The organism is Bdellovibrio bacteriovorus (assembly GCF_041888015.1).
GTDB lineage: Bacteria > Bdellovibrionota > Bdellovibrionia > Bdellovibrionales > Bdellovibrionaceae > Bdellovibrio.
Genome location: NZ_CP168968.1, coordinates 3,043,762 through 3,070,434, shown reverse-complemented (window position 1 = coordinate 3,070,434; position 26,673 = coordinate 3,043,762). Strand labels below are relative to the sequence as shown.

Genomic DNA, 26,673 nt, shown 5'->3' with positions numbered 1-26,673 from the left:
GATTAAACTCCCACGATGTAAACGAGGATAATGTAGTGAAGCAATAGATAGGCACCAGACAGATTTCTAAACAGGGACGCCGTCTTTTTGGACTTGCGTAGCAAATAGGCCAGACTGACGGCTACATAAAGGGTCAGCGCCAGCGGCGGCAGCAAGTGTGGCTTCAAGAAGAAGATCATACCGACACCAATCACGGCCTGACTGATAGACAGCGCCCATGCCCCGTAGCTGCCAAAAATATTGGAATAGCTGGGAACATGATCGCGTTCTTCTTCGGGCGCGAAGGTCTTTCTGGCAAACTCAAACAAATTGAAAAATGCCCAGTTCATCAGGAAGAACAAAGCATGATGCCAGGTCATTTGCGATAGATCCGCGTTGGTCATGGCGACGCCGGCGGAAAGCCCCAACAGGGTGCTGACGAAGGTGTGCGTGATGGCGTAAGTCGTCAGATGCGGGCGCAGCAGGTCCCCGATAAAGAACTCTTCATACATCATCAGACTGTAGCCAATAGCAATGGCATGAACCAGGAAGGACGAAAGCCCTAACGATCCGGCAATCACCAGCTCAAAGACAATCAAAAGCAACAAGGCCTTTTTGACCTGAGCGACTGAAAGCACCCCACGCGCCAAGGGACGGGTGGGATTCACCTTCAGGTCCACTTCATAATCTTTGATTTCATCAAAAAGGCGCATGCGGAAGAAAAAGGACAGCAAGAGTGCGAACACAACGGCAAAGCGGCCCCAGTCCCAGTCCATCTTGAAAGACTGGGAAAGGAACAGCCCGTTGGCCCATGTGAAAAGAAGAATCATGGGCACATAAGAAGCGGGACTGAATCTTTCTTTAATCAGTATCCACCACTTAGCCAATGACAACTCCAGGTTCTTTCAGTTGATCACGCAGAACCTTGTATTCCACTTTAGAGTGGTGACGAGGATCCATAGGGACCTTGTTGACGAATTTGATTTCATCCACCGGGATTTTGTTTTTCTCAAAGACCCGCAGGATTTCTTTCTTCGCTGAGGCAAAGTCAAAGGAAGCCTTGTCGATACCTTCTTTGAGTTCCACAACCGCATAAGTGGCCTGGCCCAGTTTTGCGTCATCCACACCCAGGAAGGCACAACGGTAAGTGAAGTCCATACGTTTTAAAAGAACCTCGGCACGCACTGGGAAGTAGTACTTGCCTGCACGTTCGATGGCGTTGTTCACGCGGCCCACGATCCAGAGATTTTTATCAGAGTCGATATAAGCCAGATCCCCAGTACGGTGCCAGACGCGATTTTGTTCATCCAAAATCTTGGTGGTTTTAAAGGCATCCGGGTTATTGTAGTAGTCCCGGCAGACGTGGTCCCCGGTACAGATGAATTCGCCGACCTCGCCATTGGGGACTTCGATTTTCGACCATGGGGAATCTTTCAGTTCGATCGGACCGTCTTTGATGCGGATAAAGCGATAGTCGATATCTTCGCTGATGTGACCGACGTTAACGCCTTCCTCAATAATCTCTGGATCGGTGATATTGCTTTCTTTAAGCATGTCCCGGCCTTCGATATGGGCCATTGGCTCTGCTTCTGTCGAGCCATATAGAATCCAAAGATCTGTCTGTGGCGCGATCTCATAGAAAGCTTTGACGTCGTCTTTTGAAATCGGTGCTCCACCGGTAACCACACGGCGCAGTCCGGTCAGTTGGATATTGTTTTCCTTACAGTACTTTGCAACCCCCACGAGCATGCTTGGGGAAAGCGTCGTACAGTTAATATTTTCACTTAGGATCTGACAGGTTAAAAGGGCCGAGTCGTGAGCCGCCGGGGCCGCCAGATTCAAAGCTGGCAGAATCGTCGTCACACCCGAAGCCAGGTTGTTCAAACTGAAAATCGGAAACGCCGGCATGTCTTTGTCTTTCTCGGTGTAGGGAATCACGTGAGAAAGGGCATGGTGTTGTGCTGACAGGAAGCGGTGAGTGCGGTTGGCCCCTTTTGGTTTTCCTGTCGATCCGGTTGTAAATGTAATTAGCGCCGTGAATTCACTTTCCACCGGTTCAATCGGGGACGGCTCCTGTTTCAGAAGATCTTCAAACTTGTGACTGAACTTGTCACCCGGCCCATACAGCACACGGATGGGCATGGATTTAAATTCAGGAACTTGTTCCACCAGATCAAAAGCCATTTTAAAGCTGATCATGGCCTTCGGACCCACACACTCTGCCGATGCCCCCAAGTGATGGCTGCGCGCCCAGGAATCCAGAAAGACAGCAATGGCACCAATACGCTGAACGGCAAACATGGCCGTGTACATGTCTAAACTCATTGGCAGAAAGATGATTACGCGGTCACCTTTTGTGATGCCGATATCCATCAAGCCACGGGCAAAGGAATTAATACGGGCAGCAAAATGGCGATAGGTGATTTCGTCATGTTTGATCGGAGTTTTGGGGTCCCCATTCCATTGCGCCAGGGCCTGTGGATTGGCCCAGCGAAGGGCAATTCTTTCCGGGAACTCGCGCAAGTGTTTTTCCATGTAGGTGATGACGTTGTTGCGTTCATCATGGCCCGGATGATAGCCAATCTTATTGCCAGAGGCTTCAGCTTTCGGAGCAGACTGCACAGCGCTGATCAAGTCAGCGACATGCGACCACAACAGGCCGTGACCTGCTTTTTCCAGATGGACCACTTTGTGGGAGGGGTACTGTTTGATAATATCCAGTTGCACGGATTCCTGACTGATCTTGTCTTCTTTGCCGAAGATCACCGTCACGGGAACTTTGCAGATATCTTTGGAAGTCCAAGGATTGTCCTGCATTTTAATTTTGTTAAACGCCGTCTTCTGCCAAAGCTTCCAGTCCTGCAGTCTTTCCCGCACCTTATTCAAGTAAGGCAAAGAGTCCTCTTTCAGCGGGTGAATCAGGTCAGCAAAGAATGTATCCTTGGTTTTGGCATGACTGGATTGAATCAGCTTGTCGCCCAGAACAGGCAGCTTTAGAAGCCCTTTTGCCAAGCCCGGTAGTTCGCGCTCAGGCTTGATGTAAGGAGTAACCAGGATAACTTGCTCGATATATTGCTCATATTTAGGCAAGGATTTCAGAATACGGTAGCAGCCCCAGGAATGACCGATCAGAATTTTTTTGGAGGGGCTTTCCGTCAACAGGCGAATCCATTCTTCGCTTTGGGCATCTACGGCCAATAGATTGTAGTCCTGACCTAGAGAATGCTTAAGCAAGTCCCAGTCTTCGGGGTGCCCGGGATTTCCGTGAAGAGCAATGATGGTTTTCATATGCTGACTCCTTTGCTGCGTAACCTGTAGAAGTCCCGTAAGCGCGGATTACTTCTATAAACTGTTGCATCTGTTTTCAGATTTGCCTGACCTGTGATCTTGCCGCAGGCATCAATATCCCGCAGAACGTTCGAGGCTGCTTGAGCTTCCAAAGAGGCACCAAGATCCAGAGAGGCCAAATAATCCTTTTTATCGGAGGGAACTTCCACGACCTTTAGCAAGGACCCGTCGTCCAGCTTCGAGGTCATCTCGTGAATCGAAAAGCCTGCCGGAGTGTCAAATAAATGAGCCCAGAAGTCACACATCAGCCCGCGCTGATCGGGCAGCAGGCCGTGATGGATATTGATACATCCCATTTTGGGAAGGGCGAGCAGTTTCTTTTTAAAGAAGGATCGTGTACGGGCATTCAAAATCAGATCGGGCTGCAGGCCGGTCAGCATCTTCAGACTGTCTTCGGAATTGATATCATCTACGACAAAGACCTTTTTTCCTGCGGCTGTATAGGCTGTCTTTTTACGTTCTAAAGAATCATCAAAGAAATTCTTTAGCAGATGCCATCCCATCTTGGGGGCGGCCAGGCTTACTATCAGCAGCAGGGCTTTTACAACAATATCGAAGCTGCGGTTGTCGATGACGACCAGAGCTTCAATATGCGGGTCTTTCGCCAAAGGCAAAATCAGATTGTCATAATTGTTGGGAACAAAGGTCACGGCAGAGGTGACCAGCAGTGTTTTCATAGATACAGCTCTTCAATTTTATCCTTGAAGCGTTGATCCAGAACTTTTCTTTTTACTTTTAAGGAGGGGGTCAGTTCGCCTCCCTCAACGGTGAATTCGTTGGGAAGAACCACATACTTCTTAATGCTTTCGAAGCTCGCCAACTGAGAATTGGTTTCTGCCACAGCTTTGCGGATCAGCTCCTGCACAAACGGGGACTGAACGAAACTGTTCCAGTCGGAGGCATCAACGCCTTTTTCTTTTGCCAGATTTTCAACAGTCGGACGATCCAGTGTGATCAGGGCCACGATGTATTTCTTTTGATCTCCATGCACCAGAACATTGGCAATATATGGCGACAGGGTCAGCAGACCTTCCAGGCGCTGAGGCGCCACGTATTTTCCACCAGCGGTTTTGATCAGATCCTTTTTGCGATCCGTGATTTTCAAGTCACCACCAGGCAGGAGTTCCCCGATGTCCCCGGTATGGAACCAGCCATCTGTGAAGACCTCTTTGGTGGCCTCCGGATTTTTATAGTATTCCTTCATGACCTTGTCGCTTTTGACCAGAATTTCTCCGTCTTCAGCAATTTTCAGTTTCACTTCACCGATGGGGCGACCCACACTGCCGAAGCGATAGTTGAAAGGTGTGTTCACAGTGATGGCGGCCGTAGTCTCCGTCAGTCCATAACCTTCAAGAATCAGAATACCCGCAGCGTGGAAGAACAAGGCAATTTCTTTGGAGATAGGTGCGCCACCGCTGATCGCAAAGCGCAGACGGCCCCCGAAAGCTTCAGTGATCTTCCCTAAAACCAGTTTGCGCGCCAGTTCGTACTTCAGCAGTAGATCCAAGGGCAGCACCTGCCCACTCATTTTGTACTCGCCGACCTGTTTCCCAACATCCAGGGCCCAATTGAAAACTTTCAGTTTCAGAGGCTGAGTTTGAATCTGAGCGAACACGGCAGCATAGATTTTTTCAAAGATGCGGGGAACTGACATCAGGAATGTCGGACGGATTTCGGGAAGATTGCCGCGGATCTTTTCCAGACTTTCGGCGAAAGCCAGGGTAAAGCCGATGTAGGCGTGGCCCCAGTGCTCGATACGCCCGAGAATATGTGCATAAGGCAGGAAAGAGAGGGATGTGTCTTTTTCAGTGGCGCCACACAGAGGGAAGGCCTCACTCACTTCGCTAATGGCTTGCAGGTGAGTCATGACCACACCTTTCGGTCGGCCCGTGGTTCCTGAGGTGTAAAGTATTGTTGCCATATCCTCGGTCTTCAATGATCCGCAGAGTTCTTGAAAATGGGACGGGTGACTGGCCAGATAGGCTTTACCTATTTCAAGCAGACGGGGCCAGGTGATGACTTCGGGATTCGGGCAGGTTTCATCAAAGACAATGATCTTTTCAATCAATGGACATTTATCTTTAACTGTTTCAAAGATCTTCAGTGGACCGCGTGTTTCCGTCAAAAGAATACGAGCTTCACTGTTGTTCAGTATGTATTCAACGTCCTCAGGGGTGTTGTTCTGATAAATTGGAACGGTGACGGCTTTGATTCCAAAGATTCCCAGATCTGAAGTGGACCATTCAATACGGGTGTTGGCCATGATCGCGACGCGATCACCGGGTTTGATTCCCAAAGACAACAGGGCGCAGCCGACAGTTTCAATGTCAGAATAGTATTCAGCCCAGTTTTTTGTTTTCCATGAATCGTTGGCTTTGAACTGCACAGCCACGTTATGAGGGTTGCGACTGCGCATGCTTAAAATAGATTGTCCCAAGGTGGTGGGCTTCGTCATGATGAAAACTCCTCAGTTGCTGCAAACGAACGACGAAGTGATTTATTTCAGATACAAATCTACAATTTTTCTCTGGTCCGCAGGAACAGTAATTGTGGTTTCTGCAGAGAGTCCTGTCGTCTTATTTCTAGCTTGTATTTTAACACCGACTTCCGCTTGGATCAGGTAAGCGTCACCGGATGGTTTGATCGCCACCGGAACTCCGGCAATGCGCAGTTCTGGGTTGGCTCCACCGTTAACGATGTTAATGATCAAAGAGGCCACACGCGGAAGTCTTTGCAGTGTTCCCGTGAAGGAGTAAGCCTCATAGGTCGGAGTAATTGTTGTTACCAGGTCTGTATAACCTTCTTTGACCATACGCAAGCTGTACGGTGTATTGGCTTTGACAGTCTTACGGACAGGGGTGAATTCCCCTGTATCCACGCCATCAATCACGACACGAGCCCCGCCCGGATTGGAATAAATGGTGACCGTGTATTCCGGAGACGTTGCGGCCAGCTCAGTCTGCTGCAGACCTTGAGCTGAGGCTGGATTTTTTCCAGCCAGGCTTGGTGCCAAGCCCGCTGTAGCTGCTGTTTTTGGTGCAGATTTTTTGGCAAAGAAGTTAGTGTAGCCCCACCACAAACCGACAACCACCAACAAAGCACCGACGGCCTTCATTGCCAGGCCAGTGATGTCCTCCATTGAGGAACCTGACTGTTGCTTGGAAATAGAGGTTCGTGTCCCCATCTGCGAAAGGCTGGAGGGAGTTCGTGTCATCGCATTGGGTCCGGATGTGAATGTGCCAGTCGCGTGAGTGCGGGTGTGAGTGATATTGGTATCTGTGGCCGCTGTTGCTCCGGGAACCTTCGGCATAGAAGGTTTTGGTGGAGTTTTCAGGTTGTCCAGATTCACACGGATATCCGTGGATGTATCCAAATCCAGCTTTTCTTCACCCTCCGGTGCTTCGCTCGGAACTTGAGCGGGACGGGAAGGAGCGCGCATGTCAGTTTGTGTGACAATCGTTTTATCTTCCGATGTGGGCTGAGCCTGCAGTTTTGCAAACTCAACAAGCTTGCGACGCTGTTCCAGGAAGGCTGCAGAGAAAGCATTTTTCATGAATACACTGAAGTCATGTGGAGAGAATTCCGGATACTGTGTATTCAGGAAACGATTCAGATCACGGTGCAAAGCAGCTGCGGTCTGATAGCGAAGACTTCTGTCTTTCGCCAGAGCTTTGTTGACGATTCTTTCCAGTTCCGGAGGAATGGAAGGATTGATTTTACGAATAGAAGGAACCTGGCACTCGCGAATTTTACGCAAGATGGCTGCTTCACTGTTGGAAGTGAACAGACGGTCATTCGCCAGAAGTTCCCAAAGCACGATCCCCATAGAGAAGATGTCCGTGCGTGGGTCAATAGACTGACCGTCGGCTTGTTCCGGACTCATGTAGCCGTATTTCCCTTTGAGGGTCCCGGCTTTGGTTGCTTCCATTTGTGTTTCGGCTTTGGCGATACCGAAGTCGATGATTTTTACTTCACCTTCGAAGCTCACCATGATGTTTTGCGGACTCATGTCGCGGTGAACGATATTTAAAGGTTTGCCCGTTGTACCATCCAGGCAGCGGTGAGCGTGGTCAAGACCCGCAGCCACTTCTTTGATCATGTAAACGATCTGCTCGATGGTGAACTGAGTGTTGGTTTTTTTGAGTTCATTCAGGATCTGACGAAGGTTACGGCCTTCGACATATTCCATGACCAGGAAGAACTGGGCTCTTTCAACCCCGAAATCATAAATTGAGACAACGTTCCCGTGATTTAAGTTCACGGCGATCTTTGCCTCTTCTTTAAACATCTCAATAAAGTCCTGATGATCAGAGTACTGAGGAAGAATGCGTTTGATAGCGACAAACTTATTGACGCCCACAGCGCCTGTGGATTTGGACAGGTACACCTCGGCCATACCGCCTGCGGCAAGTCTTTCTAGAAGTATGTATTTACCGAACTGTTCCACAGCTTGAGACATGAAATCATGTTCCCCTTTGAGAAGACTATCGGTAAAATAAAAGTAATCCTTAAGGAGTTTCAAAGATGAAATGGATCGGACTGACCGGAGGTATAGCTTGTGGCAAAAGTACAGTGAGCCGAATGCTCCGCAGTCGCGATATTCCGGTCGTGGATGCGGATGAAATTGCCAAAGAGGTCGTGAAACCTGGATCTTCTGGACTTAAGTCGGTCCTGCAGGAATTTGGAATGGAGTTTCAAACGGCGGAAGGAACTTTGGATCGCCGCAAGCTGGGGCAACGAGTTTTTGGCAATCCCGAGTTGCTGCACAAACTGGAGGCTATTCTGCATCCCTTGATTCGGGAAGAGACCCGTCGTCGTCGTCGCTTGCACGAAGATATGGGGGCACCGCTGGCTATATATGACATCCCCTTGCTTTTTGAAACCAAAGCCAAAGATCAGTTCGATGCCGTGATTGTTGTGTCTTGTACGAAAGAACAACAAAAAGAGCGACTGCGTCGTCAGGGGTGGAGCGAAGATGAAATCGACATGCGTATTGCTTCGCAGATCTCGCTTCAATCCAAAGAACAGGAAGCTGATTTTGTTCTTCTCAACAATCGTGATGAACAGCACTTGATACGGGAAGTGGAGCGCCTGTTTAAATGGCTCGACGGTTTTAAGAATTAAAACTGAAAGTTATAGCCGATATGTGCGTACAGATCGGGGCCTGTCACTGAGAATCCGGTCCCGATTTCTCCAGTGATGGTTTCTCCGGCCCCCGCGCCGGCGTGAACACGCCAACGACGGATTTCAATCAGGCCGCTAATCCCATCAGCAGTATCCAGGTAGGCATGGCCTCCCAGTCGGGCATATGGAACAAAGCGATCATCAGGGGCAAAGTACCATCGGCGTCCCACGCCCGCGCCAAGGAATTGTTCGTTATTGACGGAAACCTCATAGTCCCACACTGGCAATGGGTCTTTCTTAATGGAGCTTAAGCGTAACAAGAGATAAGGCCCTTGAACCCATTCGTCTCGTTCCAGATAGTTTCCACTTTGATAGCCCAATGAAAGATTCAGCAGATAATCTTTTCTGGCTGGGAAATCCGAGGTCTTGAGAGTGCCCAGATAATCGTCATCTTCGCCAGTCAAAGGGGAAGTTTCTAAAGTAGTCGTTGTTGTGGGCGCAGCATAGAGCTGGGTTGAACTCACGACCAAGGTCAAAAAAAGAAGAAAGGTAAGAACTCGCATAAGACAAAGTATAAATTATGTCTACAATCAATGGTAAGAATTTTGGAGGCAAAAATATGTCTAATAGGGGATTCCTGTTCCTCGCGGGCCTGACTGCGATGATTTCCGGTACAAATGCATACGCAGAAAGTATCAGCACGACCATTCACCATCACTATCAAGCTCCTCGTGCCTTGGGAATGGGGGATGCGTTTGTGGCAGTTGCCAACGACTATTCTGCCATTTTCTATAATCCAGCAGGCCTGGCTCGTCGTGAAGACGGTCAAATCAATCTTTCCATAAGCGCGGCGGGAACTCCCAAGGCGATGGACTTCTATAATGAGTTTTCAGATATCGAAAAAAGATATGACTCGACTCAAGAGCAGCAAAAAACGCAGGCCTACCTGGAGCTGATTGAGAAAAACTATGGCGAGGTCTATTCGTTGCGTCTGGCTCCGATGGAAGGATTCTGGGTTCGTCCGAATTGGGGTATTGCGCTGATTCCGGCGGATATTTCCATTGAAATGGCCATGCACCAGTTGGTAGGGCCGGCGGTGAACACAACTGTCTATGCGGATACGACTTTGGGTCTGGCTTACGCCGATGATCTTAAAGGCATCGAAAATGGCCGTCTGTCCTGGGGTGTGACTGGAAAGTTTGTAAATCGTGGCTTCTATAGCAAGCCTATCAGCGCCACTGATTTTGCCGATGGCAGCGAAATCCTGAAAAAGGAAGACATGCTTGAAGGATATACCATTGATGCTGATTTGGGGTTGTTGTGGACTCCAGAGCTTCCGGATTCGGGTCTGTGGTCTGCACTGCGACTGGCGCATCCGACATTTGGTTTGGTGGTGCGAAATATTGCGGAAACCGGATTTGGTTCTTCTTTGAAACTTCTGAACAAAGAAAAAATGAATGGTACACCTGAAAAGCTGTATCGAGTGGTCGATATCGGAAGTCGTTGGGAATATCCTTCAATGTGGATCTTCGGCGGACGCGGTGTTCTGGATATTCGTGATCTGGGGCATCCGGACTTTAACTGGAGAAAAGGGGTCCATGTCGGGTTTGAGTTCGACTGGACAGTGACATCCTGGTGGAAAGGTCATTATCGTGTGGGTCTGAAAGAGTCCTTTTGGACAGCGGGCTTGTCAGCGGAACTTGGAATCTTTAATTTGGATCTGGTCAGCTATGCTAACGACGTCGGAACCAAAAACACTCCTATCGAAAGCCGAGTGTACGCTACCAGACTTAACCTCGACTTCTAAAAGGTACCTGCTCACTTTTGCAGAAGCCTTGCGGCAAAACGGAAAACGGCCCACTGTTGGGCCGTTTTGCTTTCTCATAATCGTCTTTCGGACAAATAACTCGTTGCTTCTGCAAAAGTGAGCAGGTACCTCTTGCTCTAACATAAGCAGTGCGCTTTACGGAGCGGGTGGCTGCCACTGTGCCAGAAGAGCTTTGCCGATGGCGTCGATATCGGCAGTTGCGATGTCGATGCCAGCCGTTGCTGCAGCTTCGTTGATGTCGGAACAGATGGAGCTGTTCGCAACACTAGCGCCTCCACAAGTCGCAGAATAAACTGTCTGAATGGACTCGCCGATTGCGACGATGGCTTCAGGCGCGGCTCCTACAGTTGGGTTTTGTAAGATTTCTCCAATAGCCTGTTCGATTGAGTTTTGGCAGGCACTAAGATCCGCTCCGCCAGCACAGGAACCAAGTCCCAATTTGCCTGCAGCATCTGCAAGTGCCGTAGAGCTTTTCGCCAAAGCCCCAATCAGTGCCAAACCTTTTTGACCGGAACGGTTGCAGTCCAAGGCAGTCTTGTTTGCAAGTGCAGGGTCGTTGAAATTCAATACCGTCAGCATGGACGTGGCGCCAGCACCTTGATCACTCAGGGCATCCAGGGCTTTGGAAAGATTCTCGGCACTGGTTACTTGTGCGGAAATAAATCCGGCAGCGCAGCGAAGTGTGTAGGCTTGCTGTGATGTCAGGCCTGAAATTTTGCTGACACAGGCATTGGCAGAGGCGGCATCGCGGGCTTCATCCATACAGAACTGGGCCTCTGCGATCATATCTTTCTCAGTTTGTTCAGCCTCACATCCCGTGAGAAGCGCTGCGCTCAATCCTAGAATCATGGTTGCCATTTTCTTCGAAAACATCCTGAAACTCCTTATAACGGTCCTTAGTACAGTGAACTTATCGGCACTATCCTAAGGTCCTTAACTCACAATTTAAGAACTCCTAAAAACGTAATCATCACGAAATGGCAGGACTTAGGATTGTATTTTTGTGAAACGTCTCAATGTGAGGCCCCAGTCTGCCGATATATCTATTGATATATTTAAGCGAGGTATCTATGAAAAGGATTTTATGGATAACGCTGATTCAAACTCTCTTGTTGATGGCGTTGACACTGGATGTGAGCGCGCGTGAGCGTCGTAGTTTTTACAGTGGAGTTCGTTGTCAGGGGATGGGCGGCGCCTGTCTGGCTGTGACGAATGATGAAACAGCATTGCTGGTCAATCCCGCAGCCTTGGGAAAACTTCGTGATTTTTATGGAACCATCTTTGATCCGGAGCTGGAGTTCGGCTATCAGACTCAAGGGTTCTATGGCGAAAAAGCTTTTTCCAACCCATATGCTCTTGAAGATATCCACGCTGCCTTGGATGCGAAAAGAGGAGCGTACTATCACGCCAAAGCCCAGGTCTTTCCTTCCTTGGTAGGAAGAAATTTTGGAATTGGTCTTTATGGCAATTATATCCTGGATGCGGAAATGTCCTCGGATGGATCCACCATCGACACTTATTACAGAAATGATCTGGCATTTGTTTTGGGATTCAATTTTCGTCTTTTTGATGGGCGTGTGAAGTTGGGCTTTAACACCAAGCTGATCAGTCGTGTGGAAGTGGATAATCCCACTCTGTTGGCGGCAGGTCCCTTGGACTATGAATCCATTGGCACAGAAGGCGTCGGACTTTCCACGGATGTTGGTTTGATTCTGGCGGCTCCGTGGACGTTTATTCCGACAATTTCAGCTGTGGTACGCGATGTGGGCGGCACTAGTTTCAATCAGGCACATGGTGTCCGAATGAGCACAACGGATCGTCCCAATTTGGTCAAACAGGACATTGATGTCGCTGCTGCAATCTTTCCGATTCATTCCAGATACGTGCGATCTGCATGGACGGTGGAATACCGTGGCTTATTAACATCAGCGGATGAAGAGGATAAAGCCAAGTTGATTCACGGCGGTCTCGAATTGAACTTCGGAGATGTGCTTTTCTTGAGAGGCGGATATAATCAAAGGTATTGGACAGCGGGTATGGAACTCGCCTCAGAAAAGTTTCAGTGGCAGTTCGCCACTTACGGCGAAGAAATCGGCACCTCGGATTCTCCTCGTGAAGACAGACGTTACACCTTCAAGTTCGCATACCGCTTTTAAGGATGAAGCATGACAGGTTTTAAAAGGACTTTGATATTACTTCTATCTTTGACGCTGACCACTTCGTGTGGGCAGCCCAACCTGCTGACGGATGTGTCAGAGACGGACTCCGATGAAGCTCTTTTCTTTGAAGCTAAAAAGAAGATTGATAAGTTGGAATGGAGTGCTGCGATCGACATCATCGAAAATCAGATGAGCGACGGTTATGCCGCACAAGTGGATGTGCAGGAAGCATTGGCGGGAGCCTATGCCGGGAAATGCGGATTTACTTTTGTGGATATCATCAATGGATTGAAAAACAGTTCGTCGACCAGTATTTTCCCGTTCTTTATGAGTATATTCGCTGGCAACACATTGGATACGAGTGCTTGCGATCGTTCGATCAGTATTATTACTTCATTCGGATCAGTGCTTCAGCGAACCAATGATCAGAATTTGTTTCTGACCATCCTGGGCATCGCGCGTATCGGGACAACATTGGGTGCGAAGTTAGATCCTACGCTGGATGGAGTGGCGGATGGAGTATATAAGACGGATTTCAATGTTTGTCATAACTACTCGGGTGCGCCGGGAACTAATACGGCAACGGATGGTTGGCCGCCAGCGAATCCGGTTCCGCCAGCTCCAATCGACCCGGCAAATCCTCTTTCGATTCCGGCGCCAGCGGCTGCGCCAAACCGTTCCATCACAGACACCGAGGCGAAAAAAGTGGCCTCTGGAATTGGGATTATTTTTGAAAACATGTCGGCTCTGGCTGCAGTTCTAAGCGGAGGAAACTCGACATTGACGGCCCTGCAGGATGCGCTGACTCAGTGTGAAGCTGTGGCGGGTGCAGGGAACTGTACTGCGACGAATGTGGCTGCGGTCACGCCTGAGTTGCTTTATACAATTCGTGTTTTGATGGATTCCTCGGCCATGGGTTTTGGAACTTGCACTCCTGGGGCCGCCCCTGCTCCACCAGCCCCTTATGACCTTAATGATCCATCCTACTGTTGCATCAGACTGAAACCGCCGGTGCCATAATGAAGACGTTGATTGCACTATCTATTTTACTGATATCATCCTGGGCCTCGGCGCAAGAGATCAATCAAATGTATCGCTCGATCCGAACCTTAGGGATGGGAGGCGCCGCCCTGACGACTATTCGTGGGTCTGAGGCCTTGTTTGTCAATCCGGCGGCCATGGGACGCATCGAAGGATTAGACATCCATCTGCTGGGGGTGAATCTAGGTGGACGTATGCTGTCGACAGAAGATTTGGATGCGATCAAAAATCTTGATCAGAATGATCCATCAACATACAACGACCTTTTCGGTCGTCGAATTTATGCCAATGCCATGGGAAGTGCGGCGGTCGCCCTGCCATACCTGGGTTTTGGTTACTACACAGATTATACAGTTTCGTTGGAACTGCATAATCCAGGGTTTCCTTCATTTACCACTTATTTCCGTAACGATGAGGCTTATGTCATAGGTGGATCTTATCCTCTGGGCCCAAAAACCTCTTTGGGCTTGGCATTAAAAAGGATCAATCGTTGGGGTGGTGACGTTCAAGAGCTTGGTTTGGGAACTGTTGCCAATGCTGGCGATATCCAAGGAGTCATGGATGAGTTCCAGAATAAGGGAACAGGTTACGGTGCTGATTTTGCGCTGATGACCGAAGCGGACACGCCGCTTAATCCAACACTGACTGTGGTGTGGAAGGATATTGGGAGCACGGCGTTTACGAAAACAGCGGGTAGCGATGCGCCTTCGCATATTCCGCAAAATTTAGGTGCTGGTGTTGCTTTGGGGGTCGACTTGCCTGGTCTTGATTGGGTGATTGCCTTGGAAGGGCAACATCTTTTGGACCCGGATATTCAAATCGGTAAAAAATTGCATTTGGGTACTGAGATCTCTTTGCCTTTCTTGGATCTGCGCGCAGGTGTAAATCAGGGATACGTGTCCTATGGTGTAGGCATGGACTTTTTCATTTTCCGCATTGATGCTGCAAGTTACACCGAAGAGCTGGGCGTCTATCCCGGTCAGAGCGCCGACAATCGTGTCATGGTGGGCCTCAGCATTGATTTAAGCTTTGATGCTAACTTCAAATTCACGGATAATAGCGGCAAGAAGAGAAAACTGAAACAACGCCGGTAATCCAAAAATGCTGAAAGTTATTTCCATTGAAAGCAGATCTCAGATTTCCGAGATCTTCGCCAACTATAATCCGAAAGAACAGTCCTGGCTGGTTTCGGACTTGCGCACTAAATTTGAACTTCAGCAAAAAATTCTGGGCCGTGATGGCCAATATGTGGATGAGTCTGTTCTGCGTGCCAGTGACTTGTGGAAGATGTTGTTGAAACGTCTGGACCCGGGCCTGCGTTTGGTCAGTGATCCTTTTGCCAGATCTCTTCTGCGTACCATCATGGATGAACACGCCGAAGTTCTGGGTGTGAACTCTTCCGCAGAAGACACAGTATTCAGCTATATCGACCAGATGGCAGCGGTGATTTTCCATCCCGAGGGAACTCAGCGTCTGACGGAATGGTTTGAAAGTCATCCCGAGGCAATGAACCGCTGGAAAGAATGGTATCTGCGTGCACGCTTCTGTGCTTTAAAGCTTTTGCAGGATCACCGTGTCATCACGGCGGATTGGATTACTTCTTATCTGCAAAACTTCAATGAGCTTGAACGAGTCTGGAATATTCCCTTGATCGTGGATCTGAGTGGAGAAATCACCCGCGTGGAGGCCGAGCTTTTGCATGTGCTTTCCCGATCAGTTGATGTGGTGATTCTGGAGCCGAATCCCGAGTGGCGTAAAGATTTTCATTTCCTGCTAAAACCTTATGATGACTTGCGCGCACAGAGCGCAAAAACGGAAAAACTGCCCAAGCCCGCCGAAGTGGCAAAAAAAATCGAAGTTCTGCGTTTTTCCGGGATGCTGGCTGAAATCAAAAACAGCGTGGGCACAGTGCGCCGCTGGCTGGAACAGGGAATCGCCGCAGATAATATCGCTATTATTGCTCCGGATATTGAGACCTACTGGCCAGTCCTTCAGGCCTATCTGGCGGAAGAGGGAATTCCGGTTCAGAAGGATATTACTCATAAAGCCCAAAGTCTTCCCTCTGTGACTCGTTGGTTGGCGCTCTTGCGCTCAAAAAGCGGAAGGCTTTCAAGTTCGGATCTGGAGATTTCTTTCTTTGAAAAAGAAGAAGCCCAGCAACTGCGCTATGAAGAGTTCCGGGCTTTGTTTAAAAGTCTGTACGTGAATGAGGATCTGGCTCGTAACGACATTGTTCATAAGGTTTTCTTTGAACAGATGGATTTGACGGGCTTTTTAAAACGCGATGAGTTTGTTGCGAAGGCTTTGATATCCTGGAACGCGGATGAAACGGACATCGTTCAGGTCATTCTGCGTGAGCTTTTGCAAAATGCTATCAGCACCACTTCGCTAACCTGGAAAGAATGGTTGAGCTACCTGGAAAGCATCGTCGCCGCGAAAGAGTACACTCTTGAAAAGGGTGAGCCTCGCGGCGTGATGGTGACTAAGCTGATGTCAGCGCACAGTGAAAAGGCCCGACGCCGTATCTTTGTGGGGCTGACGGATGAATCTTTGAAAGGCCGAAATAAGACCCAACTTTCAGGTCAGGACTATTTTGAGTTGGCCAAGGACATTGGCTTTTACCTGGATAATCCGGATCAAAGTGATCTGGAGTTTGAGCTGCGTTTGTTAGCTCAGGCCGAAAGCGATGAAGATCTTTACTGTTTTGGTGCCACGGATCTGAGCGGTTCGCTGTGTTCCCCTGCAACGTTCTGGATGAGCTTGCAAGGTGAACATGAAAAGCTGACGGTTCCTTTGGAAACCCGTTGGGATGAATTACAGCACTCACAGCAGCGGGGTGAGCGTCCTTTGCTGGCCGGGCGTAAACAGCAGGTCGAAGACCGCATTGAACAGGATCTAGGAAAGGTGCCTTATTCGCCTATTCTGGGGGCGGAGCTTCCGCGAATTTCTGCCTCTGCTGTAGAAAGCTTTCTGGAGTGTCCTTTTATATTTGCGGCTCAGAGATATTTCAAACTGAAGGATCTGCCTGATATTGATTTGGATGTGGATCATCGCACCCGGGGGCAATTAGCCCATGCGATCTTCGAACAGTTAACAATTGAGCCCATGCGCTTTGACTGGACGGTTCCTGAATTGGAAGAACTTCTGGAAAAGGTCCGCGTCGAAAAGAAGCTGCTCTTTGCAGATGAGCGTCTGTGGACGCCGCTAAAAAAACGCCATGTTCAGTTGGGTCTGCGCTTCTTGGATTTTGAAAAACGCTGGCGTCAGGAGTTCAGGAAAACTCGCACTATTGGGCGTGAAAAGCGCTTTGAATTTTATCTTGATCCAAAAACAGAAGAAATCCACCGCGAGGCCAAGGATAACTGCTTCCGTATTTCCGGTCAGATCGATCGTGTGGATACGGACGGAGATGGTCATTTGGTTGTTGTGGATTATAAGAGTTCTTCGGGCGGAATTTCTGCTCACGCCTCGTGGTTGAAGAACCATGAGCTGCAATTGCTCTTCTATATGTGGGTTCTGGAAAAAGGATTGATGGAGGATGTGCAGGGCGAAGTGATCGGTCTGTTCTATTATGTGTTCCGAAACTTTGAACGCAAAGGCTTTAAGGTCGAGGATCTGGCGGGAGCCCTTTATCCGGCTTCCAAGCGCAAGGATAAAAATGCCACTTATGAAGCCAAAGAACGCTATCTGACCGAATTCAGCCAGATTCTGATGACGACTCTGGACCGAATCAAAAATGGCGAATGTGATGCTCGTCCGGCAGATTATAAAACCTGTACAACCTGTGAGTGGAGGCGCCAATGTCGGGCACCACATCTGAATTAAAAAATATCATCCTGCGTGCCGGTGCCGGTGCGGGGAAGACCACCACGTTGACTCAGACCTTCCTGAAGTTCGCCAGTGACTTTCAGGTTCAGCACGGGAAGTTCCCGCGTATTGTGGTGACGACCTTCACCCGTAAGGCCACTCAGGAATTGAAAGAACGTCTTTTGGGAAAAGCCCTGGAAGAAAAGCGCGATGATCTGTTTCAGTTCGTCAGCTCCAAGTCCCAGGTTCAGATTTCCACCATTCACGGGGTTTTAAGTCTATTCCTTTCCCGTTATGGATCGGCCATCGGTCTGACCCCGGATTATAAGATCATGAGTGATTCCGAGATCCGCAAGGGCGCACGCAAGATCATGCGCAAATATCTTCTGGAAAATCCGCAGTTGCAGGAGCTTTTGGAAGAGTATGACTTCCAGACACTGGAAGGTGCACTGCTGAAGTATTTTTCTGAGCACGTGATCTTCCCGGGCATGACTTTTATTTCCCGCGATGAGCTGGAAGCCGAAACCGCCAAGATTGTTCAACAGATTGCCGGTCAGTTGCGTCGGGTGTGTCTTGAAATTTCTCAGGAAACCTCGAACGACAAATGGATCGAGTATGCCGGGTCAATGACCGGATTTTCCTGGAATGTGAACAACTCGGAATGGACCCAGTTCTTTGAGCGTTTGGATAGTTTCTGGGAACACACCACCAAGCCGGTCTTCCGCAAGGCCTCGGCTCCGTTTAGTTTAAGTCTGAATGAAGAGCTGGAGGAAGTGCGCGACCGTATTGATGTGCTTCTTGGGGAGCCTCGTTATCGTCCCGAGTATTGGGATCGCCATCAGCGTAACTGTGGGCTTTTTGAAGAGTTGGCGAAAAAATTCAGTCACGACTTCATGCAGACGAAAATTGAAAATGGTCTGTTGTCGATGAGTGATCTTGAAACGTTGGCCTACAAAATCATCATGGATCAGCCAGAAGCCGCCGTGAAGTTTTCTCTGGAGTGGGATTTCTGGATGGTCGATGAATATCAGGACACCAGTCCGGTGCAGGTGGAGCTGTTGCGCCATCTGGTTGGGGAAAGACCGGTCTTTATCGTCGGGGATCCTCAGCAAAGTATTTACCTTTTCCGGGGCGCGCGTTCGGAAGTCTTTAAGGAAAAAGTGGACGAGATCTCTGCTCAGAATGGGGATGTGCAGGTCAAGCTGGTGAATTACCGTTCATCGCCGGAAGTGCTGGAGTTCTTCAATCATTATTTCACAAGACTCGGGCCGCAGTTTGCGGCGATGACTCCGGATGAAAGAAAAGAGAAAAAAGGCCCGGCCAATCCCGTGGTGCAGGTTCTTTTGACTGAAACCGGCGACGATCAAGAGACTTCGGCCGAAGTTTTGGCGACCGTGTCTCGTATTCAGGAGCTCTTGCAACAGGGAACTAGTCCTGAGCAGATTTGTGTTCTGGGGCGTACTCACAAAACACTGGAAGATATTGCCAAGGTTGCACAGGAGTACGGAGTCCCATTGCAGCTTCATAGCGGCAGTGGCTTCTACGAACGCCGTGAAGTCCTGGATGCTTTGGCGATTTTGAAGTTTTTGGTGAATCCACATGACAATGCCAACTTCGTGACTCTTTTAAGATCCCCGTGGTTGGCCTTGTCTGATTCGGAAATTGTGACTTACTGCCACTCCTTCCGTCATTCCTTCTGGAAAGAAGCACAAAAAAACGTCGACAGTCGTGACGAACATCATCCTCTGCGAATATTGAAGACATTGCTGGGGCAGGCAGAAACAAAGGGGTTGTCGTTCACTCTTAAAAAAGCGTTGATTGATCTGGGGCTGTTTGATTATTCGGCCCGCATTGATTCCTCGGGGCGGCGTGAAGCCAACCTGTGGAAGGTAGTGGCGTTACTGTCTCAGGAAGAACGTCGTCCGGGTTTTAACTATCTCGACTTCCTGGATGCAAGCTTGGAAACCTTGTCCACCGATGAGGGGGGCGAGGATGCTGATGCCACGCCGGTTATTGAGCCCAAGCGTGTGAACTTTATGACGGTCCATGCTTCCAAAGGCTTGCAGTTTGATCAGGTGATCTTGCCGGGAATGGGCAATGATCCGCGTGCCAGTCATGCACCGATTTTAAGTATTCACGAAAAGACGGGCTTATGGTCCTTGAAGATTCGCAATGAAGAAACACAGGCCATGGCTGGAAGTGTTCTGGCTGATCAGATTGTGGAAGAACTGCGCCGCCGGGAAACCGAAGAATTCAACCGGGTGCTTTATGTGGCCTTAACTCGGGCTAAGTCCGGTGTGACTTTGTTATGGGATAAAAAGATCGGCAAAAAGTCCTGGGCTGCCCAGTGTCCACTTAACCTGGAAGAAGGCCTGCATGAGGAAAAAGATTTCTCTTATGTTGTCCGCGTTAAAAATCTGCAGCCGGTTCGGATGCTTGAGCAGGACTTGGTGGAAAAAGACGTTCGCGCGCCGTGGGCCGGATCGGAAGCTTCCGAAAAGCGCAAATATATTTCTGTTACAGAATTGGTGACGCCGGAAGGTGTGCAAGGGGACGGGTACACTGCAAAAGCCACGCAACTTGGAAAAGGTCTGGCTCGGGCTCAGCAGGGAACCAATGCCCATCGTCTGTTCGAAGCTTTAAAGTTCACTCCTTTTGAGGAACTTTTAAAGATCTCGGACGAAGACCTGCGTAAGCCGCTGGAGTTCTTGGCCCAGACCTCGGAGCTTCCATTACTGAAGATTATCGAGAACGGCTTTGTGGAATGGGGTTTTGCCCTGAAATACAAAGAGGCCCTGATGCAGGGGCAGATAGATCTTTGGGGAATTGTGGACGGGACTTTGTGGATGGTGGATTACAAGACGGGTTCCCAGCGGTATTCCGATATGGCCTTCCGCCAGTTGGAGGCTTATGCCTGGGCTCTGTATCGTATGAACTACCTGCAAGGGGTCTCGCAGATTAAGCTTGCTGTTGTGTACCCGATGGATGAGGTCGTGAAGATCGAAACGGTGACTGATCCCACGGATCTGAACAAACAGCTAGAGAAAAGCATCGATAACTATTTCCTTGTATAGAAATTCAGGGTTCCATATCATTTTGTTATGAAAACAAAACCATGGTCCCTGATCATTCTTGCCCTTCTTCACATTCTTGCACCTGTTGGAAATCTTGTTCTGAATGCCCTGCGCTCTGGAAGAACTCTGGGACAGCAGTGGACATACTGGTTCGAGATTCTACCCAAACCTTTGCTGCTGATTTATTTGGTAATTCCAGTTCTGGCGGGAATCTTCATTTATGTGTGCAAGCGCTGGAGCTACTGGGCTTATCTGGGATGCCTGGTCGTTGTTCTGGCTTCCAATATTTATAGCTACATGACCAACATGAATCTGAACACGTTGCTGTTACTGATTGTGGTTGTGGTGGTGGACCTTCTGGTGGTGGCGTACTTTGTGGTGCCATCGGTGCAGAAGGTTTACTTTGATCCACGCACACGCTGGTGGGAAGCAGCTCCACGCTATCACTTCAATCACATGGGAGCTGTGAATGGAGAAAAGGCCTTTGTGAAAAGTATCTCTCAAGGTGGCTTGTTACTGTCATCGGCTCCGGCAATGAATGAAAATGACGATGTCGTCGTAGCGTGGGATTTTCAGGGGCAGCATGTTGAAGTTAAGGGGAAAGTTGTCTACAAGCTTCAGCACGGCGAAATTCCCCAGTACGGAGTTCGCTTTGATCACGGGGAAGAAAGTGACCGTCAGGTTAAAGAGTTGATCTTACGACTTCACAATGAAGGTCTGATTGTTACCGAAAGACTGCCGGGGCCTGAGGATGGTTTTGGGATGTGGTTGAAGAAGCTTGTGACTCGCGGAGAAGGGTTGTTCCCCAAGATGAGAACATAAAAAAAGGGAGGCTAGAAGCCTCCCTTTTTGTTTTTTCAGGACAGAATTAACGAGTGTACTGGCAGCTTGCAGCAGCTTTTTTGCCGATACCGAAGGCCACGCCTTCAAACTCTTTTCTCAACAAAGTCAGCTTGCTGCCGTCTTGAGAAAGTTTCATGGAAATAGTGCTTTCCTCGCGCGTAGCCGGAACACCCACGAAAGAGCTGGTTCCCTTGAACTGGAAGGAAAGAACGCCTTTTTCCAGCGTGACTTGCTCATGGCCCTTTGTGGAACTCAAAGCTTCACCATGGGAATAAGAGACTTTGCGTTTAGGGCCATTCACTTCACCCGAATAGATCGTATAACCTTCGCGGTTGAATGAAGCCTCATTGCCGTCAACTTCGATTGTGAAGGATTCAAAGCAGAAGGTGTCGCCTTCAACCTGGGAGCTGGCCAGGCGATAGGTGCCAGCAAACTGTTCCACGGAAGCCAGGGCTGAGGACGCGGACAAGAGAAGCATACCAAAGATTACTTTTTTCATTTTAAACTCCAGATTTATTTGTTCGTTAAGCACTTATATTTTTTTAGCAAAAAAGCCCGGGCTCTGAGAGAGAAGAGCCCGGGCCGGAGAGTCCTATTATTACTGTCTGTTCAACTCTGGGTTCGTCATCAAGCTCAGCTTGTTGAGGAACTCAAGGTTCTTCATGATAATTCCGTAGGAAACTTCAAGAGTGGAACCATTTACCAACTGACCAGCTACGCCGCCCAATTGTTCCAGAACTTCCAGACCTTTGTTTTTGCTCAAAGCTGCACCTGTTTTTTCAAGGCCGGATTTCACGGCAGTGAAGTTTAAGGAGAACAATGGCAGAACTTCTTCGATCTGGTTCGCTTGTTCAGCAAGCTGTTGAGCCGCCTCCTGAGCGCCTTTTTGTTCAGTCAGAAGAGCGATGGAGACAGAGATGATCTGTTTGTTCAACTCTTCCATCATGCCAACCTGACCTTCGATAGAAAGCTGTGGATTTGCTTTTACAAGTTCAGCAGAAACCAGCTTACCGTCTTTGTTCAGTTCATTCAGTTTCGCAGTCAAAGCGTCTTTCGCAGCTTTAACCTGTTCAGCCATCTTACCTTGAGTCAGAAGATCCTGAGTTTGAAGAGCAATCATCTTTTCGATCATTGGAACTACAACATCAGAAGCCTGTAGGACGTTGTTCTTTTCCGCTGCAACCTGCAACAAAGTGCCGGAAGCAAGAGCGTTGTCCACAGCCCAGTAAGTCAGACGTGTTTTGCTGTCCGCAGACACACCCAACTGGCTCAGGGTGATACGGTCTGCCGGAGCGGCACCAACGGAAGTACCTACTTTGAACAGGTTCGCAAAGTTGTCTTTGTCTCTCAGCGTGGAAGCCTCAAGATTCAGAACTGAGAAGATACCTGCGTAAGCTCTCATAGCTGCTGTAACAGTCGCCTTCAAACCTTCAGCCGGGCTCAAGATAGCATGAGCATTTGTGAAGGACGGTTGCAACTGATCCAGAAGCATACCTGTCATTGTGTTCACGTAGATGCTGCTTTCCGGAGTCATGCCCAGGATATACTTTTCGAAGTCCAGGAACGAGAACTCAATGTTGTTCGCATAGTACTTGTACTCTGGGTAACCTTTCATCGTCAGGAAGTTCATCGCCATGATCTTATCGTACTCGATACCCACTGTATCCAGGCGGTCTGAAGCAATTCCGATATCCTGCAAGGCGCGTTTTTCCACGATTTCAATATCAGTGATCACTTTGCCTGTTTCTTCACCTTTTTCATTTGTCTCTTTGTACTGGTAAGGAATCGCTTCGAAGCGGTCCTGACTCAAGAACAAGGAGTTGGCATCCGGAGTCTTCAACAACTGGTTGAAGAAGATGTAAGCTTTCAGGGACGCCTGCATGTAGTCCTGACGCTCTTCCTGGGAACCTACACCCAGAACCAATTTGTAGAACAACTCATCCATAAACTGACGCATCAAGAACATTGTGTGCATGGATCTGCCTGTCGCTCCTGCAGAGGAACCCAGGTAGAAGTTGTTACGACCCCAAGAGTGGTAGTTCGTTACGTATCCATCGTCGTAGTCTTTGATCAGGTTTTCCACGATTTCAGTCGCAGTTGTACCAGAGTCAAAGCGTTGGCATGTTGGTTCAAGTTGAACGTGGATGTCCGTGCAGTATTTGTACGGCTTCAAGTGCTTGGAAACAGAGTTTTCAGTCACATTGTTCCAGGACTTCATCGCGTTTTTGATCTGGTCCACGTGTACGAACTTACCAGCTTGAGTGCTTTCCAACAAACCAGTGTGGGAAGCGCGCAAAGCATGGATGTCATATGTACCGATACCATCCCAGTTGAATGTGCCTGGAGAGTAGTAGTCCATGATAGAGGAGTAGTTACGTTTGGACTCAGAACCATCCATATTGTTGAAGTTTGCTTTATCGAAGGAACCGATGAAGTTGTGAGTCAAACCCTGAGAGTGACCCATTTCATGGCCCAAGTCGAAGTACAACATCTCACGAAGAGCGTCCATGTATGAACCTTCAGCGTATTTACGGCCCAAGGATTCGCGGGCAGTCAACATACAGCCTGGAGAGTTCTTGAAGTGAGCAGCCAATTTTGCGCGAGCATCCCCACGGCGAGTCATCGCCTGTAGCTGGCTTCTGTCGTTTTGGTTCAGCTTGCCACCCTTGGAAGCAAGCATTTCTTTGGCTACCAAGCCTTCAAGTTCCGCAACGTCCATGGATTTGTTGTCATTCAGTTGACGAAGAACACGATCCAACCAGCCGCTTTCCATGTTTGGAGAAGCGTATTTGAAGGAACCAGCGCCACCCAAAGACTTGCGCAATTGAGCTGCAGATTTAGCGTTAGTCGCTGCAGAGGACACATTTTTTGTTTTCATCTGAGCGCCCGCTTCTTTCTTGTGAGAAAGAGCGATCTGAGCGATTTTCTTTGCAAACTGAGTTGCTGTCTGAACTTTTTCTTCAGCTGTGCCGCCAGCCTTTGCACCGGCTTCGGCATTTTTCGCCGCAGCTTGTTCGGCTTCCTGTTGTTGAGTCAGTTGTTTCAAAGCTGCTTGGCGGAAAGCTTCTTTCTGATCGTTCCAAGCTGTGGAGATCTGAAGGTTGCGCTGAGTGCTTGCGATATACTGTTGCAAGTTACCCGCGTAAACGATCAGAGAATCAGCTACTACGATACCAGAGCGTGGGTTGTAACCAACCTGAGACACACCCAGAACACCGTGGTTGTCGTTGAATTTATTCTCGAAGTGGATGATGTTTCTGTCCAAATCACCAACTTTAGCGTCAACGCCGCCTTCGCCGGAGAACTGAACTTCTACGTAGCGACCAGAGCGCTCGAACGGAGTGCCTTTGAAAGCTTGTCTGTAAGCAAGATCCCAAGCGTTCACAACTTCTTTAGTTGTATCGATGAACAACTGGCGTACTTCAGGTTTCAGGTTCGCAGATGGCTCAAGACCAGTCACTGTGTACAACAATACTTTGCCGTCACGGAAGTCGTGAACAACTGTCATGTTGCGCTCTTGACCTTCACGGCCATACAGACCTGTTTCAGTCGGGTTGATTTGACCAATAGTCCAAACACCGTAGCCCATCGCGTTTTGTGCGCGGAACGGAACTTCTGGCGCGTAAGCTTTGTCAGACTTGCCATCATTCAATTTGAAGGAAACACGCTCTTTCATACGAGCTGTTGTGGAGTAGTTCGGAGTACCGTTGTAGTCATTGGCAACACGGTAGTCAGAGATACACGCTACAGAAAGACCTGCAGAGTAATTGAACGTGAAGCTCAAAGAACCTTTGTCCAGCTTCATATCCACATCAGACACCTGAGTGTCCGCGATGGAGCGGATGCAGGATTCCTGCAAAGACTCGTATGGAGAGTAGTCAGACGCCAGCGTGTTCTTAGTCCAGTCGATCTCGATGAATTCAGCATCCACGCGAGTCGCCGGAGACATGCGGATCATGGAGTAGTTCGCACCGGAAGCGTCTTTTTTGTCGTGTTTGAAGTACTTAACCGGGATGGACATCAGTTCTTCGTACTCCATCGCGTTGGAACCATTTTTATGGTTCAACAATTTGTCGGCTTTACGAACAACCAGGCGGTTTTCATCAAGATCAAATTTAACGATAGTCAATGAACCGGCCATACCTGGAGGGAAGATCGTTGTTTCTGGAGCGTCTTCCAAAGTACGTTTGAAGAAGAACTCTTTGCCTTTGATATCAGCCACACGAAGAGTCGTGCGTGGGTCCATTTCATTGTTAGCTTCGATTTTCTTAGGTTGAACGTTTTGTTCGATCTGAACAAGACCTGTGTTTTCAACCGCACGAATCGGCTTGAAGGAAATAGTCGCATCCTGATTGCCGTCGTAGTCCACAACTGGCAACTCAGCACGCACATAAGAAACTGGAACATCGTAACGCAGGATCAGGATACAACCTTTTTGAGCGTCAGCAGGAAGGGCTTTAACCAGTTCGTCAGAGCACTGACGAACATTGGATTTGTTGGAACCCAGTTTCAACTGTTGCATTTGAGAATCGCTCAACTCTGTTTTGCCGATTTGACCGATTTCGAATACATGCAAAGCATCCACGTCCAACAGTGTCAGAACGCGGGCATCTTCCTGCATTGCCACCGGTACCTGGAACTCTTCTTTCAGAGTTTTAGCAATCATTACTTTATTGTTGATACGGTCCATAACAAAGGTACGATCCAGCTCACCACGGGAAGCGGCATCGATACCCACCATCATACGGTCGGATGGATTGATGGACATCTGGAAGTGAGTCGCATCAGCCCAGTCTGTTGTTTTCAAGCGAAGTGTGGAAGTTTCCTCGTTCAACTGATTTTTTGCTCTTTGCAAGACACCGTAACCAGTGATTTTGAACTTGAACAATGGAACCAGGATCTTGGCATCTTTTTTAGCCAAAGCCGCCGCTTTTTGAGCGCGCATCTGTTTCAAGTTTGCCAGAAGAGATTTTACTTTTGCATTGTCTTTGGTTTTTTGAAGTTGTTTCTGAAGAGTAACCTCTTCTTTAACCTGAGCCAGCTGTTTTTCAAGAATGGAAAGTTCAGAAGCGTCGGAGACGACTTTATAGGCAGTTACGAACTGCTTGTCCACAGACACAGTGATCGGGTAGGAGCGGCCCGCTTGTCCTGTCATCTCAAGACCTTTAAACATGTATTTCAGACGCTTTGGAACATTGGCGTCTGTAACTGCAACCACACCTTTTTCGGCAGTGGCTTTAGAGGCATCACCCAAGCTCAAGTTTGTCAGACGCTCGTCTGTAGTGACCTGCATGTCAGCAGAATCGGACTGCATGGCATCTGTTTCACTGATCGCAAAGATGGATTCCTGTGCTTCTTCCGGCAGAGCCGCATCTCTTTTCTTCGTACAACCCGAAGCAAACAGTGCGAAAGCAACCAGAGCGGTCAGGGCCTTTGCGTATTGAGTCTTGTTAGACATAACTCTCTCCAT

At 48.8% G+C, this 26,673-nt stretch carries 17 protein-coding genes; 8 read left to right on the top strand and 9 right to left on the bottom strand.

The features are described from left to right. Positions 1-2 precede the first annotated feature (2 nt). Genes ACES2G_RS14660 through ACES2G_RS14640 form a run of 5 tightly spaced genes read right to left on the bottom strand, consistent with a single transcriptional unit; the run spans position 3 to position 7,786 of the window. A complete protein-coding gene (locus tag ACES2G_RS14660; protein ID WP_347358544.1) occupies positions 3-866 on the bottom strand; it encodes a UbiA family prenyltransferase in 864 nt (287 codons plus the stop codon). Then, on the bottom strand, positions 859-3,267 hold the full coding sequence (locus ACES2G_RS14655; RefSeq protein ID WP_374000609.1) for an alpha/beta fold hydrolase: 2,409 nt from the start codon (positions 3,265-3,267) through the stop codon (positions 859-861). Before ACES2G_RS14655 ends, ACES2G_RS14660 begins: the two co-directional genes overlap by 8 nt. Continuing rightward, positions 3,264-4,004 (bottom strand): formyltransferase family protein, encoded by a 741-nt coding sequence (locus ACES2G_RS14650; RefSeq protein ID WP_374000608.1) that lies wholly within the window; start codon positions 4,002-4,004, stop codon positions 3,264-3,266. The genes ACES2G_RS14655 and ACES2G_RS14650 overlap by 4 nt, the downstream gene beginning before the upstream one ends. Next, positions 4,001-5,782, bottom strand: coding sequence for a long-chain fatty acid--CoA ligase (locus ACES2G_RS14645; RefSeq protein ID WP_374000607.1), 1,782 nt, complete (start codon positions 5,780-5,782; stop codon positions 4,001-4,003). The genes ACES2G_RS14650 and ACES2G_RS14645 overlap by 4 nt, the downstream gene beginning before the upstream one ends. Positions 5,783-5,824: 42 nt before the next feature. Then, the gene (locus tag ACES2G_RS14640) at positions 5,825-7,786 is read right to left on the bottom strand and encodes a protein kinase (RefSeq protein ID WP_347359643.1); all 1,962 of its coding nucleotides are present in this window, start codon (positions 7,784-7,786) and stop codon (positions 5,825-5,827) included. Positions 7,787-7,851: 65 nt separating this feature from the next. Here ACES2G_RS14640 and coaE point away from each other — a divergent pair, with 65 nt between their 5' ends. Continuing rightward, positions 7,852-8,451, top strand: a complete 600-nt coding sequence (gene coaE / locus ACES2G_RS14635) for a dephospho-CoA kinase (protein WP_347359642.1) — start codon at positions 7,852-7,854, stop codon at positions 8,449-8,451. Here coaE and ACES2G_RS14630 read toward each other — a convergent pair. Continuing rightward, positions 8,448-8,975: a hypothetical protein gene (locus ACES2G_RS14630; protein WP_347359641.1), complete on the bottom strand. Its 528-nt coding sequence runs from the start codon at positions 8,973-8,975 to the stop codon at positions 8,448-8,450. The genes coaE and ACES2G_RS14630 overlap by 4 nt on opposite strands. 95 nt (positions 8,976-9,070) lie before the next feature. Here ACES2G_RS14630 and traF point away from each other — a divergent pair, with 95 nt between their 5' ends. Continuing rightward, entirely contained in the window at positions 9,071-10,258 is a 1,188-nt protein-coding gene (gene traF / locus ACES2G_RS14625; protein WP_347359640.1) for a conjugal transfer protein TraF, read from the top strand. A gap of 156 nt (positions 10,259-10,414) precedes the next feature. On the opposite strand, the gene ACES2G_RS14620 is transcribed toward traF, so the two are convergent. Next, positions 10,415-11,152: a hypothetical protein gene (locus ACES2G_RS14620; protein WP_374000606.1), complete on the bottom strand. Its 738-nt coding sequence runs from the start codon at positions 11,150-11,152 to the stop codon at positions 10,415-10,417. Between the two features lie 197 nt (positions 11,153-11,349). On the opposite strand from ACES2G_RS14620, the gene ACES2G_RS14615 reads away from it, so the two are divergent. Genes ACES2G_RS14615 through ACES2G_RS14590 form a run of 6 tightly spaced genes read left to right on the top strand, consistent with a single transcriptional unit; the run spans position 11,350 to position 21,182 of the window. After that, positions 11,350-12,435 carry a hypothetical protein gene (locus ACES2G_RS14615; RefSeq protein ID WP_347359516.1) on the top strand — a complete coding sequence of 362 codons (1,086 nt, stop codon included), beginning with the start codon at positions 11,350-11,352 and terminating at the stop codon, positions 12,433-12,435. Between the two features lie 9 nt (positions 12,436-12,444). Beyond that, entirely contained in the window at positions 12,445-13,458 is a 1,014-nt protein-coding gene (locus tag ACES2G_RS14610) for a hypothetical protein (RefSeq protein WP_374000605.1), read from the top strand. Beyond that, positions 13,458-14,573 carry a hypothetical protein gene (locus tag ACES2G_RS14605; protein ID WP_374000604.1) on the top strand — a complete coding sequence of 372 codons (1,116 nt, stop codon included), beginning with the start codon at positions 13,458-13,460 and terminating at the stop codon, positions 14,571-14,573. Before ACES2G_RS14610 ends, ACES2G_RS14605 begins: the two co-directional genes overlap by 1 nt. 7 nt (positions 14,574-14,580) lie before the next feature. Beyond that, the gene (locus ACES2G_RS14600; protein WP_374000603.1) at positions 14,581-17,304 is read left to right on the top strand and encodes a PD-(D/E)XK nuclease family protein; all 2,724 of its coding nucleotides are present in this window, start codon (positions 14,581-14,583) and stop codon (positions 17,302-17,304) included. Beyond that, positions 17,280-20,360, top strand: coding sequence for a UvrD-helicase domain-containing protein (locus ACES2G_RS14595; RefSeq protein WP_374000602.1), 3,081 nt, complete (start codon positions 17,280-17,282; stop codon positions 20,358-20,360). The genes ACES2G_RS14600 and ACES2G_RS14595 overlap by 25 nt, the downstream gene beginning before the upstream one ends. Positions 20,361-20,387: 27 nt before the next feature. After that, on the top strand, positions 20,388-21,182 hold the full coding sequence (locus tag ACES2G_RS14590; protein WP_374000601.1) for a PilZ domain-containing protein: 795 nt from the start codon (positions 20,388-20,390) through the stop codon (positions 21,180-21,182). 46 nt (positions 21,183-21,228) lie between these two features. Here the strand turns inward: ACES2G_RS14590 and ACES2G_RS14585 are convergent, their stop codons facing one another. Both ACES2G_RS14585 and ACES2G_RS14580 read right to left on the bottom strand, forming a co-directional pair. Next, on the bottom strand, positions 21,229-21,702 hold the full coding sequence (locus ACES2G_RS14585; protein ID WP_347357965.1) for a hypothetical protein: 474 nt from the start codon (positions 21,700-21,702) through the stop codon (positions 21,229-21,231). A 99-nt stretch (positions 21,703-21,801) separates the two neighbouring features. Then, positions 21,802-26,661, bottom strand: coding sequence for a hypothetical protein (locus ACES2G_RS14580; protein WP_374000600.1), 4,860 nt, complete (start codon positions 26,659-26,661; stop codon positions 21,802-21,804). Between the last annotated feature and the right edge of the window lie 12 nt (positions 26,662-26,673).

Coding starts and splice junctions, on each gene's coding strand:
- ACES2G_RS14655 (WP_374000609.1), bottom strand. CDS start 3,267: ATGAAAACCATCATTGCTCTTCACGGAAATCCCGGGCACCCCGAAGAC.
- ACES2G_RS14650 (WP_374000608.1), bottom strand. CDS start 4,004: ATGAAAACACTGCTGGTCACCTCTGCCGTGACCTTTGTTCCCAACAAT.
- ACES2G_RS14645 (WP_374000607.1), bottom strand. CDS start 5,782: ATGACGAAGCCCACCACCTTGGGACAATCTATTTTAAGCATGCGCAGT.
- ACES2G_RS14640 (WP_347359643.1), bottom strand. CDS start 7,786: ATGTCTCAAGCTGTGGAACAGTTCGGTAAATACATACTTCTAGAAAGA.
- coaE (WP_347359642.1), top strand. CDS start 7,852: ATGAAATGGATCGGACTGACCGGAGGTATAGCTTGTGGCAAAAGTACA.
- traF (WP_347359640.1), top strand. CDS start 9,071: ATGTCTAATAGGGGATTCCTGTTCCTCGCGGGCCTGACTGCGATGATT.
- ACES2G_RS14620 (WP_374000606.1), bottom strand. CDS start 11,152: ATGTTTTCGAAGAAAATGGCAACCATGATTCTAGGATTGAGCGCAGCG.
- ACES2G_RS14615 (WP_347359516.1), top strand. CDS start 11,350: ATGAAAAGGATTTTATGGATAACGCTGATTCAAACTCTCTTGTTGATG.
- ACES2G_RS14610 (WP_374000605.1), top strand. CDS start 12,445: ATGACAGGTTTTAAAAGGACTTTGATATTACTTCTATCTTTGACGCTG.
- ACES2G_RS14605 (WP_374000604.1), top strand. CDS start 13,458: ATGAAGACGTTGATTGCACTATCTATTTTACTGATATCATCCTGGGCC.
- ACES2G_RS14600 (WP_374000603.1), top strand. CDS start 14,581: ATGCTGAAAGTTATTTCCATTGAAAGCAGATCTCAGATTTCCGAGATC.
- ACES2G_RS14595 (WP_374000602.1), top strand. CDS start 17,280: ATGTCGGGCACCACATCTGAATTAAAAAATATCATCCTGCGTGCCGGT.
- ACES2G_RS14590 (WP_374000601.1), top strand. CDS start 20,388: ATGAAAACAAAACCATGGTCCCTGATCATTCTTGCCCTTCTTCACATT.
- ACES2G_RS14585 (WP_347357965.1), bottom strand. CDS start 21,702: ATGAAAAAAGTAATCTTTGGTATGCTTCTCTTGTCCGCGTCCTCAGCC.
- ACES2G_RS14580 (WP_374000600.1), bottom strand. CDS start 26,661: ATGTCTAACAAGACTCAATACGCAAAGGCCCTGACCGCTCTGGTTGCT.